The organism is Pseudomonas parafulva, assembly GCF_002021815.1.
In the GTDB taxonomy this organism is placed as follows: domain Bacteria; phylum Pseudomonadota; class Gammaproteobacteria; order Pseudomonadales; family Pseudomonadaceae; genus Aquipseudomonas; species Aquipseudomonas parafulva_B.
The window spans coordinates 3,318,564-3,332,018 of record NZ_CP019952.1 but is presented as its reverse complement, the minus strand read 5'-3'; the positions used below and the strand labels follow the sequence as shown (position 1 = coordinate 3,332,018).

Sequence of the window (13,455 nt, the reverse complement as noted above, 5' to 3'; positions counted from 1 at the left end):
CAGCCAATGGGTAGACGCAGCACAACACCTGCGGTTCCACCGGATGGCGCGTGGAGGCCTGGATGGCGATGAACCGACCGCAGGCTTTGACACCAGGGCGGGTCTATCCGGAAAATAGCCGCCTTGACTTGAGGATGTTCGAAAATGGCTCTGCTTGGGCGTTACAACAGTTTGCAAATTGTTAAGCACGTGGACTTCGGCCTGTACCTGGACGGCGGTGCCGACGGGGAAATCCTGCTGCCGTCCCGTTACATTCCCAAGGGTGCCGAGACTGAAGTCGATGACTGGCTGAACGTGTTCATCTACCTCGACAGCGAAGACCAGCTGATCGCCACCACCGAGAAGCCCAAGGTGCAGGTGGGCGAGTTCGCCAGCCTCAAGGTCAAGGACATCAATGGTGCGGGCATCTTCCTGGACTGGGGTCTGCCCAAGGACCTGCTGATGCCGTATTCCGAAGAGGCACGGCCGCTGAAGATCGGTGACTACTGCGTGGTGCACGTGTACCTGGACAAGCGCACCCGCCGCATCACCGCCACCTCGCGCCTGGACCGCTACCTCGACACCACGCCTGCCGACTACAAGCCTGGGCAGCCGGTGGAACTGCTGGTGGCCGGCGAAACGCCGATGGGTTTCAAGGCCATCATCAACAACCGTCACTGGGGCTTGATCCACAAGAACGAGGTGTTCAAGTTCCTGCGCTCAGGCATGCACGAGCAGGGTTACATCAAGGAAGTGCGGGCTGACGGCAAAGTGTCGCTCAGCCTGCAGCCAGTGGGCGCTGCGCTGTCCGACAGCTTGCAGGAGCAGATCATGGCGCGCCTGGAGGCCGAGGGTGGGGTGCTGCCGGTTTCCGACAAGAGCGACCCTGCATTGATCAGCAAGCTGTTCAATGTCAGCAAGGGCAATTTCAAGAAGGCCATCGGCGGGCTGTTCAAGCAAGGCCGCATCGTCATCCATGACGACCGGATCGAGAAAGCCTGATCAGCCCTGCACGAAGGTGTTGAAGTCCAGCTGATCACCACCGGGGCGAGTGTCGCGCAGCAGCGAGTCGCGGTCAGCGCTAAGGGCCAGACTGATGGTGGAGCGACGCTTGCCAGGGTTGCGCACTTCCATCTGCTCTTGGTGAGCCCGCAGGAAGTTGACCGGCACCTTCAGGTGCTGGAGTTCATCGGTCAGCGGGGTGTGCAACAGCAGGTTGACCCAATCGGGCTGGCCCTTGCGGAGCAAGGCCACCGGGACCTCGAACCACCACAGGTTGCGCTTGGGGTCGAGGATGGCGAACAGCGTGTTGGCACTGGTCAGTACCGGGCGCGCCAACGTGCTGTTGCGGCGGGCGATGGCAGCGGGTTTGTCGAGTTTCATGCAGGTTCCTGCGGGTCGAAGCCTTCAAAGGCCGCATTGTGAGGGGTGGCACCTTGCCGGGCAAGGTTTGAGGCTCGCAACGGAGCCTTACGGGACTGTATTTCGACCGTTTGTAACCGTTTGGCTTGTTGACGCAAATTTCTTGAAACTCCTGTGCAAGCGGCTGGGTCAACCTTCTGTCGGCACGATACGCGTGCTACCTCACAGGAGTTTTGCCATGAGCGGTACTGGAGACAAAATTAAAGGTATGGCCAACGAGGCAATGGGCAACATCAAGCAAGGTGTTGGCAACCTCACTGACAACGAAAAACTCAAAGGCGAAGGCAAGGCCCAGGAAATCAAGGGCGAAGGCCAACAGGTCAAAGGCGACGTGAAAAACAAGGTCGACGACCTGACCAAGTAATGACTCACGCCTGCCGAGCCGTCCTCTGCGTTTCGAAGCAGGGGGCGGTAACAGGCAGAATTATTTAAAGCCGTTGCATGATTACCGGGAGCAGCACCCCAAGCGCAGGGTCCATTAGACTGAACGTCAGATCGATCAAGCGGCGAAAGGAGACGCTATGATTTTTTCCGCCTTGCAGGGTTTACCCTTGCACCGCGTACTGGTGCGCACCGTCAACGAATTCCTCGATGACGAAATGTCCACCTATGCTTCGGCATTGGCCTACCAGGCCCTTTTCTCGTTGTTCCCCTTCCTGTTGTTTCTCATTGCCCTGATCGGTTTCCTGCACCTGCCGGACTTCTTCTCCTGGCTGCGTTTGCAGTCGGAGCTGGTCTTGCCGCCCCAGGCCCTTGAGCAGGTCAACCCTGTCATCGACCAACTCCAGCAGTCCAAAGGTGGCCTGCTGTCGGTGGGTATCGTCATTGCCCTGTGGACGGCTTCAGCCGGTGTGCGGTTGATGATGAGCGCCATGAACGCGGCCTACGACGTGCCGGAAGGTCGCCCGGTCTGGAAGCGTATCCCGCTGTCGGTGCTGTACACCATTGGGTTGGCAGGCATGCTGCTGGCGGCCGCGGCGCTGATGGTGCTGGGCCCGCAGGTCATGGAGTGGATCGCGGCGCAGATCGGCATGGAAGAGTTCATCGTCACCCTGTGGACCATCCTTCGCTGGCCGGTGATCGTGATTCTGCTGATGGTCGCGGTCGCGGTTATTTACTACGTCATGCCTGATGTGGAGCAGAAATTCCGCTTCATTACCCCGGGCTCGGTGCTGGCGGTTGTAGTGTGGATCATCGCGTCGCTGGGCTTTGCCTATTACGTGAAGACGTTTGCAGACTACAACGCCATGTATGGCAGCATCGGGGCAATCATCGTGCTGCTGCTGTACTTCTACATCTCGGCTGCCGTGCTGTTGCTGGGCGCGGAGATGAATGCGGTGATTGAACACATGTCGGCCGAGGGCAAGGACCCAGGCGAAAAAGACTTCGATGGCACCCGCGACGATGAAAAGCCCAAGGTGCTGGGCCAGGAGCGCCCCAGTGCTGACGAAGCGGCGGGGGTTGAACCTACCCCGCGCTGAACTGCCCCGGATGGGCAGTGCGCTCCAGCGCTATCAGGGCCTTGCTGCGCTGATAGCGCTGGAGCTTGTCACGCAGCGACTGGGGTAGCTCACCAGCCGGCGCAAACCCCTGGCGTGCATAGTAGTTGGCAAGCGTTGGATGGCAGAACAACCACGTACTGCCACAAGCGTTCTCCAGAGCCTTTGCGACCAACTGCATACCCACGCCTTCCGAGCGCCGATCAGGCGCCACGAACAGCCCCGTCAGCCACTGACCACTCTCCACCTCGCTCAGAGACAACCCAGCAATGATGCCCGGCGACCTGGCCACCCAGAGCTTGCCCTGCGCAGGGGCGCGCATGCGCGAACCCTGTTGGCGATAGAAGTGGTCGAGCAACCGCTGTTCCGGGGCTGAAAGCCGGGTGCAGTGCACAGGCGGCCGTGAGGGCACGACGGTGCTCAGCTGGCCACGAAGTTCGGCGGGGAAACCAGTTCCACGGTCTGCTGCTTGCGCGGTGCCAGGATCTCGGCTTCACCTGCCACGACCAGTTCGTCGTTCTGGTTGTACACGTTGGTGGCGATACGCACTTTGAACTTGGGCAATTTCTCCAGGATTTCCAGGCGCACCGTCAGGGTGTCGCCGATCTTGACCGGCTTCTGGAAGCTCATCTGCTGGCCCAGGTAGATGGTGCCAGGGCCTGGGAGCGTGCAGGCCACCGCCGCACTGATCAACGCGCCGCTGAACATGCCATGGGCAATGCGCTCGCGGAACATGCTTTTGGCCGCGAACTCGGCGTCCAGGTGCACTGGGTTGTGATCGCCGGACATGGCGGCGAACAGCTGGATGTCGCGCTCCTCGACCAACTTCGTGTATTCGGCTTTCTGGCCGACTTCTAGGGCTTCGTAGGGCGTGTTGCTGAGCTGGGACATCAGGGCTTCCTTAAGCAGTACAGGTCGGATGCCGGTCGCGCGCAGGGCGTCGGCCAGACGGGTGAGACGCTTGCCGGGGGGGCCCGGATCACATTTTGCGCCCACGTCAGTGTACCCACAGTCGAGCAAATTGCAGGAAGGGCACAAATAAGATTCACAATGTTAATGGCAGGCGCTGATGACTGGGCCGTGCCTGGCTTACCTGCTAACGTCGAACCAACGCCTGTGCATAGTCAGCGCGCAGGCACTTGGACTACAGGACGCAGTGCAGGTCCCGGCAGAGGAACAACAATAAATGCAAGCCGACTTCTGGAATGACAAGCGCCCGGCGGGCGTGCCCTCCACCCTGGACATGCAGGCCTACGCGTCAGTGGTCGAGGTGTTCGAACGCTCCTGCAAGCGCTTTGCCGATCGCCCGGCCTTCAGCAATTTGGGCGTGACCTTGACCTACGCCGACCTCGATCGTCTGTCGACCGCCTTCGCCTGCTGGCTGCAGCAACAGACCGACCTCAAGCCGGGCGACCGCATCGCGGTGCAAATGCCCAACGTGCTCCAGTACCCCATCGCCGTGTTCGGCGCCATGCGCGCCGGGCTGATCGTGGTCAACACCAACCCGCTTTACACCGAGCGCGAAATGCGCCACCAGTTCAAGGACAGCGGCGCCCGGGCCCTGGTGTACATGAACCTGTTCGGCAAGCGTGTGCAGACGGTCCTGCCCGATACCGGTATCGAGTACCTGATCGAGGCGAAGATGGGCGACATGCTGCCTACGCTCAAAGGCTGGCTGGTCAACACCGTGGTCGACAAGCTCAAGAAGATGGTGCCAGCCTATGCGCTGCCCCAGGCCGTGTCGTTCAAGCAGGTACTGCGCCAGGGCCGCGATAGCGTGCCCATGCCTGTGCCCTTGAGCCTGGGTGACATCGCCGTGCTGCAGTACACCGGCGGCACGACGGGGCTGGCCAAGGGCGCGATGCTCACCCACGGTAACCTGGTGGCAAACATGCTGCAGGTGCTGGCCTGTTTCTCCCAGCATGGGCCGGACGGGCAGAAGCTACTCAAGGACGGCGAAGAGGTGATGATCGCGCCGTTGCCCCTCTATCACATCTATGCCTTCACCGCGAACTGCATGTGCATGATGGTCACCGGCAACCACAACGTGCTGATCACCAACCCGCGGGACATACCAGGCTTCATCAAGGAGCTGGGCAAGTGGCGGTTTTCTGCGTTGCTGGGCCTCAACACCCTGTTCGTCGCGCTGATGGACCACCCCGGGTTCCGCCAGCTCGATTTCTCTGCATTGAAGGTCACCAACTCCGGCGGCACTGCCCTGGTCAAGGCCACGGCCGAGCGCTGGGAACAGCTGACGGGTTGCCGCATCGTCGAAGGGTACGGCCTGACCGAAACGTCCCCCGTGGCCAGCACCAACCCCTACGGCACGCTGGCGCGGCTGGGCACGGTGGGCATCCCGGTGGTGGGCACGGCTTTCAAGGTGATCGATGCCGACGGCAACGAGCTGGCCCTGGGTGAGCCCGGTGAGCTGTGCATCAAGGGCCCGCAGGTCATGAAGGGCTACTGGCAGCAACCCGACGCCACGGCCGAGGCACTGGACGCCGAAGGCTGGTTCAAAACCGGTGACATTGCCGTGATCGACCCCGACGGTTTCACTCGTATCGTCGACCGCAAGAAGGACATGATCATCGTGTCGGGCTTCAATGTGTACCCCAACGAAGTCGAAGAGGTGGTCATGGGCCATCCCAAAGTCGCCAACTGTGCCGCCATCGGCGTGCCAGACGAGCGTTCTGGCGAAGCGGTGAAGTTGTTCGTGGTGCCGCGCGAAGGGGGGGTGGATGTCGAGGAGCTCAAGGCCTATTGCAAGGCCAACCTTACCGGCTACAAAGTGCCCAAGCAGATCGTGCTACGCGAGGCGCTGCCGATGACGCCGGTGGGCAAGATCCTGCGGCGCGAACTGCGTGACGCCAGCTAAATCGATAGCCCGCGACAAGGAAGATGTGCCGTGTGCCAGGGCCTGGCGCACGGCACATCCCGGTGGCCTAACCGGCTCATTAAGTCAAATACTCTAAACGTGACCCGAAGTATTCATTGAGTCACCTTTGTGACTGTCAAGCCCGCTTTGGGCTCTAGTAGACCCTCGGCAAAGCTGCTACTCTCGGCCCGCTTTCAGATGATCTGGTTTGCATCAGGCCGTCATCTCATATCAATAATAAACGCCTCGACGCGTGAAACGAACTTCGCTGTTGCTGAAGGAGTGGGCTTGCATGATCGACCATTTTTGGAAGGACAAGTATCCGGCCGGTATCGCGGCGCAGATCGATCCCGACGAATTCCCCAACATCCAGGCGGTACTCAAGCAATCCTGCCAGCGCTTTGCCGACAAACCGGCCTTCAGCAACCTGGGCAAGACCCTGACCTACGGTGAGTTGTATACCCTTTCCGGTGCCTTTGCCGCCTGGTTGCAACAGCATACCGACCTGAAGCCCGGTGATCGCATCGCGGTGCAACTGCCCAACGTGCTGCAGTACCCGGTGGCGGTATTTGGCGCCATGCGCGCCGGCCTAATCGTGGTCAACACCAACCCGCTGTACACCGCCCGGGAAATGGAGCACCAGTTCAAGGACTCCGGCGCCAAAGCGCTGGTGTGCCTGGCGAACATGGCGCACCTGGCCGAGAAGGTAGTGCCCAAGACCCAGGTCAAGCACGTCATCGTCACCGAAGTGGCAGACCTGCTGCCTGCGCTCAAGCGGCTGCTGATCAACAGCGTGATCAAGTACGTCAAGAAGATGGTGCCGGCCTATCACCTGCCCAGCGCCGTGCGCTTCAACGATGCCCTGGCCCTGGGCAAGGGCCAGCCGGTGACCGAGGCCAACCCGCAAGCCAATGATGTGGCCGTGTTGCAATACACCGGCGGCACCACCGGTGTGGCCAAGGGCGCCATGCTGACCCACCGCAACCTGGTGGCCAACATGTTGCAGTGCCGGGCGCTGATGGGCTCGAACCTGCAGGAAGGGTGCGAGATTCTCATCACCCCGCTGCCGCTGTACCACATCTACGCCTTCACCTTCCATTGCATGGCCATGATGCTGATCGGCAACCACAACGTGCTGATCAGCAACCCCCGCGACCTGTCCGCCATGGTCAAGGAACTGGGCAAGTGGAAGTTCACAGGTTTCGTGGGCCTCAATACGCTGTTCGTGGCGCTTTGCAACAGCGATGCGTTCCGCGCCCTGGACTTCTCGGCCTTGAAGATCACCCTGTCCGGCGGCATGGCGCTGCAACTGAGCGTTGCCGAGCGCTGGCGTGCGGTGACGGGCTGCGCCATCTGCGAAGGCTATGGCATGACCGAAACCAGCCCGGTGGCCGCCGTGAACCCCGCGCAGGCCAACCAGGTAGGCACCATTGGTATTCCGGTGCCGTCCACGCTGTGCAAGATTGTCGACGACGCCGGCAACGAGTTGCCCTTGGGCGAAGTGGGCGAACTGTGCGTCAAGGGCCCTCAGGTGATGAAGGGCTACTGGCAGCGCGAGGAGGCCACCGCCGAAATTCTCGACAGCGAAGGCTGGCTCAAGACTGGCGACATCGCCCTGATTCAGCCTGACGGCTACATGCGTATCGTCGACCGCAAGAAGGACATGATTCTGGTGTCCGGCTTCAATGTCTACCCCAATGAACTCGAAGACGTGCTAGCGGCGGTGCCTGGCGTATCGCAGTGTGCGGCCATCGGCATTCCGGATGAAAAATCCGGGGAGCTGATCAAGGTCTTCGTCGTGGTCAAACCTGGCATGACGGTGACCAAAGAGCAGGTGATGGAGCACATGCGCGCCAACCTCACCGGCTACAAGGTGCCACGTCTGGTCGAGTTCCGCGACACCCTGCCGACCACCAACGTCGGCAAGATCCTGCGTCGCGAACTGCGCGACGAAGAGCTCAAGAAGCTCAACCTCAAGAAAAGCGCCTGACCTGGCGCGCACCGCCTGCCACCGCCCTGCATCCCCTTTTGACGAGGCCTCGCAGGGCGGGCGGTCCTTGCTTCAGCGCAGTTTTTCCAGCATCTGGTAGTACCACATGCCCGCTGCCAGGAGCGGGTTGCCCAACACGTCTCCCATCGGCACACGCACATGCTTGCATTGGGCGAAGGTGTCGAATTGCTCCAGGGTGCCGGTCATGGCTTGAGCCATGATTTCGCCCATGATGTGGCTGGTGGCGATGCCGTGCCCGGAGTAGCCCTGACAGTACCAGACATGGTCCGAAAGCTTGCCCACTTGGGGTATGCGATTGACCACGATACCCATGGCGCAGCTCCATTGAAACGCAATGGGCACGCCCTTCAAGGCAGGGAAAGTACGCTCGATGCACGGGCGCAGTTCGGCTTCGATATCCCGCGAATCGCGCCCTGAGTAGTTGGCGCCGCCGCCGAACAGCAGCCGCTTGTCGGCCGTCAGGCGATAGTAGTCCAGCACGAATCGGCAATCATAGACGGCAAGGTCCTGCGGGTTGATTTGCGCTGCCAGCTCGCCCAATGGCGCCGTGGTGACGATGCCGCCCATGGCCGGGAATATCTTGCCCTTGAGCTGGCGCTTTTCCAGCTTGTGATAGACATCGCCTGCCAGCATCACCTGGCGCGCGTCCACACGCCCATGGGCCGTCACCACGGCAGGGCGAGGGCCGTGCACGATTTCCAGCACTTCGGTCTGCTCGAAAATCAGCGCGCCCAGGCTGTGGGCGGCGCGGGCTTCGCCCAGGCACAGGTTCAGCGGGTGCAGGTGCAGGTTGCGCCGGTTCTTCAGGGCGCCCAAGTACAGGGGGCTTTGCAGGTGTTCGGCCATCGCCTGGCGGTCGAGCAGCTCGACCTGATCACCCATGCCATGGCGCTGTGCCTGGGCCTCGAAAGCCCGTAGCTCGTCCAGGTGCGAGGGTTTCATGGCCGCGTGCAGGTGACCGTGCTTGAGGTCGCAGTCGATGCCATAGCGGGCCACCCGTTGCTCGATAATCTGGTGGCCCCGCCAGCGCAGGTGCCAGATGAAATCATCCACGTCGCTACCCAGCCGCTTGCGCATCTGTGCGCGCATGGCTTCGTCACCCGACAGGCTGCCGGTCACTTGACCACCATTGCGCCCGCTGGCGCCCCAGCCCACCCGGTTGGCTTCGAGCACTGCGACTTTCAGGCCGCGTTCGGCCAGTTCCACGGCCGTTGCCAAGCCGGTGAAGCCCGCGCCGATGATTGCCACGTCCACCTGCACGGTGCCCTTGAGCTGGGGGTAAGTGGTGGGGTCGTTGAGGGTGGCGGTGTAGTAGGACGGCGCACGTTGCGCCGGGCCTTTGTTCACTGCTGCGTTCATGGGTAATCCTTGTTCTGTGTGGGGCTCAGGCCTGGTGCAGGTACCAGCGCCAGTCCTGTTCGCTGACTTCGGCCATGAATTGCCGGTATTCGGCGCGCTTGACCTTCAGGTACACGCCAAGAAACGCATCGCCCAGTGCTTCGCGGGCCCAGGTCGACTGCTCCAGGGCTTGCAGCGCGGTGAGCCAGTCAGTTGGCAGGTGTTCGGTCGCCTGGGCATAGCCATTGCCCTGAATCGGCGCGCCAGGGTCGAGCTGATCACGTATGCCGCTGTGACTGGCGGCCAACATGGCGGCGGCAGCCAGGTACGGATTGGCGTCGGCCCCGCAGATACGGTGCTCAACATGCCGGCTATTGGCCGGCCCGCCCGGCACCCGCAGGCTGACCGTGCGGTTGTCCACGCCCCAGGTGGGCGACAGGGGCGCGTAGCTATTGGCCTGGAAGCGGCGGAAGGAGTTAGCGTTGGGGCAAAACAGCAGCAGCGACGCGTGCAGGTGCTGCAACATGCCGGCCACTGCGTAACGCAGCAGCGGTGTGCCGGCCGGATCTTCGCTGGCGAACAGGTTACGGCCGGCGCTGTCGGCCAGGCTCAGGTGCATGTGCATACCGGTACCGGCCAAGTGGCCGAAGGGCTTGGCCATGAAGCAGGCCTGCATGCCATGGGCGTGGGCGATGCCTTTGACCAGGCGCTTGTAGCGTACTGCCTGGTCCATCGCTTGCACGGCATCACCGTGTTCGAGGGTAATCTCCACTTGGCCTGGGGCGTATTCCGAAATGGCCGTACGCGCCGGTATGCCCTGTGCCTTGCAGGCCGCATACAGGTCTGCCAGGAACGGCTCGATCTGCTCCAGCTCTCGCAGCCCGTACACCTGAGTGCTGCGAGGGCGTCCGCCGTCCTGGTCGAGCGCCGGTTGCGGATGGCCATGGGCATCGCGCTGCTGGTCGAGCAGGTAGAACTCCAGCTCGCAGGCCATCACGGGGTGGTACCCGTCGGCCTTCAGGGCTTCGACGGTACGCAACAGTACATGACGCGGATCGGCCACGCTGGCCGGCAGGCCTTGGTGTGGGTGCATGCTCACTTGCAGCGCTGCGGTCGGCACCCGGCGCCAGGGCAGGCGTACCAGGCTGCCATCGAGTGGGTAGGCACGGCAATCGATGTCGCCGACATCCCAGACCAAGCCCGAGTTTTCCACGTCGTCGCCGTTTACGGTCAGGCCGAGAATGGTGCTGGGTAATGGCCGGCCGGTCTGGTACACGGCCAGCAGTTCATCACGGTGCAGCAGCTTGCCGCGTGGCACGCCGTTGGCGTCGAGGATGAACAGTTCAAACAGATCGATTTCGGGGTTGGCGGCCAGAAACTGGCTGGCCTGCTCCACAGGTGCAAAGTGCATAATCATTCGCTCGCGAACGCTCAGGCCCCTGCCTGTGCAGGCGGCCCGGCTGGGTCAAACGGCCCAATGCAGGCCGGGTGAGGTCATGCAGGCGTAAGCGAGGTGTCGGGCGGGCGCGCGTGACGGCAGTGCCACAATGCCCAAAAGGCGAGGATGACATGCACCAACGGATTTTCGCCGCACAGCGTCCTGGGCTTCGACGGTGAAGGGCGGTTGGACGATGGTGAGCTGGGCTGGGCGGGAGTCATGCGTTCGATACTCACATGCCGCTTGAGGGGGATTAAAGTAGTGAATGGCAACCTTTACTTTGTGGCTGGCTAAACATTTGATTGGTATGCCGTTGCCGTTGCCGTTGCCGTTGCCGTTGCCGTTGCTGTTGCTGTTGCTTTGGCTTTTGCTTCTAAGCGCGCGGTAGCTCAGGCGCCGCAGATCGCGACTTCAGGAGGCCGAGCGCAGGGCTTGCGGAGGGAGGTGACGGGCATGGATGCCCGTCAAGCGCTGGGCCCCAGGATGGGGCCTGCAGCGCGGTCCTCCCGGGAGCAAGCCCGGAGCGAGGGAACCCCGAAGCGTAGCGTAGGGGCCGGATGATAGGAGCAGGCGGTTTTTGCTTACTTTTTGACAAGACAAAAAGTAAGCCGCCGTAAGGGCGGAAAGGTGACTGTGCGCCACCCGCGCCAATGAATACCAACTTGCTGTGCGCGCCCACGCTTTCAAGTTTCAAGTTTCAAGTTTGATTGCGTTGGCGTGGGTATTGAAAGAGAGCATAGTCCATTTGCGATGGCGACGCTTAGTCACCTTTTCGCCCTTACGTGAACTGACCCCCGAATGTTGGACACCTATCTCACCGGAGGGTGTTCCATGACGAAATACAACCTGGCGCTCAAACAGGCACTCATCGAAGAGTGCCTTTCTGCTCCTAGCATTCATGAAGTGGCGCTAAAGCATGACCTCAGTCCATCGATGCTACGTCGGTGGGTAAAGGGCTATGAAAAACACGGCGCAGCCGGTTTAAGTGCCAAGTACAGCCGCTACGATGCCCAGTTCAAATTGAAGGTTTTGCAGTGCATTGAGCAAGAAGGATTGTCTGCCCAGCAAGCCTGCATCCAGTTTGATATTCGTGGTCCAAGTAGCATCAGGCAGTGGAAAAGGTTGTATGATCAAGGCGGAGTTGAAGCACTTCATCCGCATCATACCCGAGAGTTGAGCATGCCCCGTAAGCCATCGAAAAAAACCAGCGCAAGTCCTCCTACCGCTTCGGATAGCGACCTGACACCCGAGCAAATGCTCGAAGAGCTGGAATATCTGCGTGCGGAGAATGCTTACCTAAAAAAGCTCGATGCCTTGATCCAAGCGGACCCTCGCACTGCGCAGGCGAGAAAACGAAGGCTGTCCAGGGATTGAGGCACGGGCATCGACTCGCTCTGCTGTTACGTGCCGCCGGGCTTGCACGTAGTACCTTTTATTACCAAAGCAAGGTGTTGTTGACTGACAAGCATGCGGCTTTGAAAGAGAGTATCAACAACGTCTATCACGAGCATAAGGGACGGTATGGCTATCGCCGGATCACTGAGACCCTCAAGCACAACGGTCGGATGATTAATCACAAGAAGGTGCAGCGACTGATGCAGCTTATGGGTCTCCAGTCGCTGGTCAGGGCGAAGAAATATCGCTCGTACCGAGGCTCAGAGGGACTGGTTGCGCCTGATCTGCTCAGGCGAGAATTCAAGGCAGGAGCCCCTAATCAGAAATGGGCAACCGACGTGACAGAGTTCAAAGTGAAGGGGCAGAAGCTGTTTCTTTCGCCGTTGATGGACCTGTATAACGGCGAAATCCTCGCTTATCAGATTAACCGGCGCCCGGAGTTCAAGATGGTCTCGGCAATGCTTGAGCAAGCCTTTGAGCGGCTGAATCCAGGTGATAAACCGATATTGCACTCCGATCAAGGATGGCAGTACAGGCAGCCCACTTACCGGCATATGCTGGCCGAGAAGAACATTGAGCAGAGTATGTCGCGTAAGGGCAACTGCCTAGACAACGCCGCAATGGAAAGCTTTTTCGGCACACTCAAGAGCGAATATTTTTACCTGGAGTCGTTTGAAAATGTCGAGCAGTTGGCTTCAGGACTTGATGATTACATCGCTTACTACAACCAAAAACGCATCAGCCTCAGACTTGATGGCCTGAGTCCGATACAATTTCGGACCCACGCGCTGGCCCCATAGCGCTCACTGTCCAACTTTTGGGGGTCAGTTCAACGGCGAGTCACTTTTTGTCAAACGCGACAAAAAGTAACCAAAAAACGCTGCGCTCCGTTCATACGGCCCCTACGCTGCGCTTCGGGGTTCCCTCACTCCGGTCTTGCTCCCGGGAGGACCGCGCTGTAGGCCCCATCCTGGGGCCCAGCGCTTGACAGGCATCCATGCCTGTCACCTCCCTCCGCAAGCCCTGCGTTCGGCCTTCTGAAGTCGCGAAGATCAAGATCAAGATCAAGATCAAGATCAAGATCAAGATCAAGATCAAGATCAAGATCAAGATCAAGATCAAGATCAAGATCAAGATCAAGATCAAGATCAACAGCAGGGGCATAGAGTGCCTTAACAAGATCCTCTGAGTTGCTAGATTGCTTATTTGCAGTTATGGAAAATTCAAGGTGGTTCGATTCAAACGATGGGCACACTATAAGCCACGTAGCAGATTACTAATAACCCACCGACCACCACACCCTCGCCGCCTACAACCTTGGAGCAGATGTAGTGCGAAGTCCGATTTATCGACATCTCTGTACGCTCGGTGCTGGGCAATGATCCGGGGGCTCTCTATACACGAGGTCAGGCACAGATCCTGCCTGCGGGGAGTTGGGACCCAACGCTTTAGTGACGCCCTACAAGCACCATGGCGCCCACTGGCAGACCCTGCCAAA

Annotated in this window: 12 protein-coding genes; 7 read left to right on the top strand and 5 right to left on the bottom strand. The window is 60.2% G+C overall.

Going from position 1 to position 13,455, the window contains the following annotated elements:
* The first annotated feature begins 144 nt into the window (after window positions 1-144).
* Entirely contained in the window at window positions 145-981 is an 837-nt protein-coding gene (locus B2J77_RS14900; protein WP_078478931.1) for a S1 RNA-binding domain-containing protein, read from the top strand.
* Here B2J77_RS14900 and B2J77_RS14895 read toward each other — a convergent pair whose 3' ends face one another.
* Window positions 982-1,362: a hypothetical protein gene (locus B2J77_RS14895; protein WP_058604226.1), complete on the bottom strand. Its 381-nt coding sequence runs from the start codon at window positions 1,360-1,362 to the stop codon at window positions 982-984. It lies immediately after the preceding gene.
* A gap of 217 nt (window positions 1,363-1,579) precedes the next feature.
* Between B2J77_RS14895 and B2J77_RS14890 the strand changes: the two genes are divergently transcribed.
* Window positions 1,580-1,765, top strand: a complete 186-nt coding sequence (locus tag B2J77_RS14890; protein ID WP_049695592.1) for a CsbD family protein — start codon at window positions 1,580-1,582, stop codon at window positions 1,763-1,765.
* Window positions 1,766-1,922: 157 nt separating this feature from the next.
* The gene (locus B2J77_RS14885) at window positions 1,923-2,882 is read left to right on the top strand and encodes a YihY/virulence factor BrkB family protein (protein ID WP_078478930.1); all 960 of its coding nucleotides are present in this window, start codon (window positions 1,923-1,925) and stop codon (window positions 2,880-2,882) included.
* Here the strand turns inward: B2J77_RS14885 and B2J77_RS14880 are convergent.
* Together B2J77_RS14880 and B2J77_RS14875 are read right to left on the bottom strand one after the other, a co-directional pair.
* Window positions 2,869-3,258, bottom strand: coding sequence for a GNAT family N-acetyltransferase (locus B2J77_RS14880; protein WP_058604228.1), 390 nt, complete (start codon window positions 3,256-3,258; stop codon window positions 2,869-2,871). The genes B2J77_RS14885 and B2J77_RS14880 overlap by 14 nt on opposite strands.
* Before the next feature lie 62 nt (window positions 3,259-3,320).
* A complete protein-coding gene (locus B2J77_RS14875) occupies window positions 3,321-3,791 on the bottom strand; it encodes a MaoC family dehydratase (protein ID WP_058604229.1) in 471 nt (156 codons plus the stop codon).
* 295 nt (window positions 3,792-4,086) lie between these two features.
* Here B2J77_RS14875 and fadD2 point away from each other — a divergent pair, with 295 nt between their 5' ends.
* Window positions 4,087-5,775, top strand: coding sequence for a long-chain-fatty-acid--CoA ligase FadD2 (gene fadD2, locus B2J77_RS14870; RefSeq protein WP_078478929.1), 1,689 nt, complete (start codon window positions 4,087-4,089; stop codon window positions 5,773-5,775).
* Between the two features lie 292 nt (window positions 5,776-6,067).
* Window positions 6,068-7,765: a long-chain-fatty-acid--CoA ligase FadD1 gene (gene fadD1 / locus B2J77_RS14865; protein WP_078478928.1), complete on the top strand. Its 1,698-nt coding sequence runs from the start codon at window positions 6,068-6,070 to the stop codon at window positions 7,763-7,765.
* Window positions 7,766-7,837: 72 nt separating this feature from the next.
* On the opposite strand, the gene B2J77_RS14860 is transcribed toward fadD1, so the two are convergent.
* Together B2J77_RS14860 and B2J77_RS14855 are read right to left on the bottom strand one after the other, a co-directional pair.
* The gene (locus B2J77_RS14860; protein WP_078478927.1) at window positions 7,838-9,145 is read right to left on the bottom strand and encodes an NAD(P)/FAD-dependent oxidoreductase; all 1,308 of its coding nucleotides are present in this window, start codon (window positions 9,143-9,145) and stop codon (window positions 7,838-7,840) included.
* Between the two features lie 25 nt (window positions 9,146-9,170).
* Window positions 9,171-10,535 (bottom strand): glutamine synthetase family protein, encoded by a 1,365-nt coding sequence (locus B2J77_RS14855; RefSeq protein ID WP_078479441.1) that lies wholly within the window; start codon window positions 10,533-10,535, stop codon window positions 9,171-9,173.
* An 858-nt stretch (window positions 10,536-11,393) separates the two neighbouring features.
* On the opposite strand from B2J77_RS14855, the gene B2J77_RS14840 reads away from it, so the two are divergent.
* Together B2J77_RS14840 and B2J77_RS21385 are read left to right on the top strand one after the other, a co-directional pair.
* A protein-coding gene (locus B2J77_RS14840) for an IS3 family transposase (RefSeq protein WP_153302491.1) occupies window positions 11,394-12,757 on the top strand; the annotation gives its coding sequence in 2 pieces (ribosomal slippage) (window positions 11,394-11,859 and window positions 11,859-12,757; 1,365 coding nt in all).
* Window positions 12,758-12,954: 197 nt separating this feature from the next.
* Window positions 12,955-13,146, top strand: a complete 192-nt coding sequence (locus B2J77_RS21385) for a hypothetical protein (RefSeq protein ID WP_153302512.1) — start codon at window positions 12,955-12,957, stop codon at window positions 13,144-13,146.
* The last annotated feature ends 309 nt before the right edge of the window (window positions 13,147-13,455 follow it).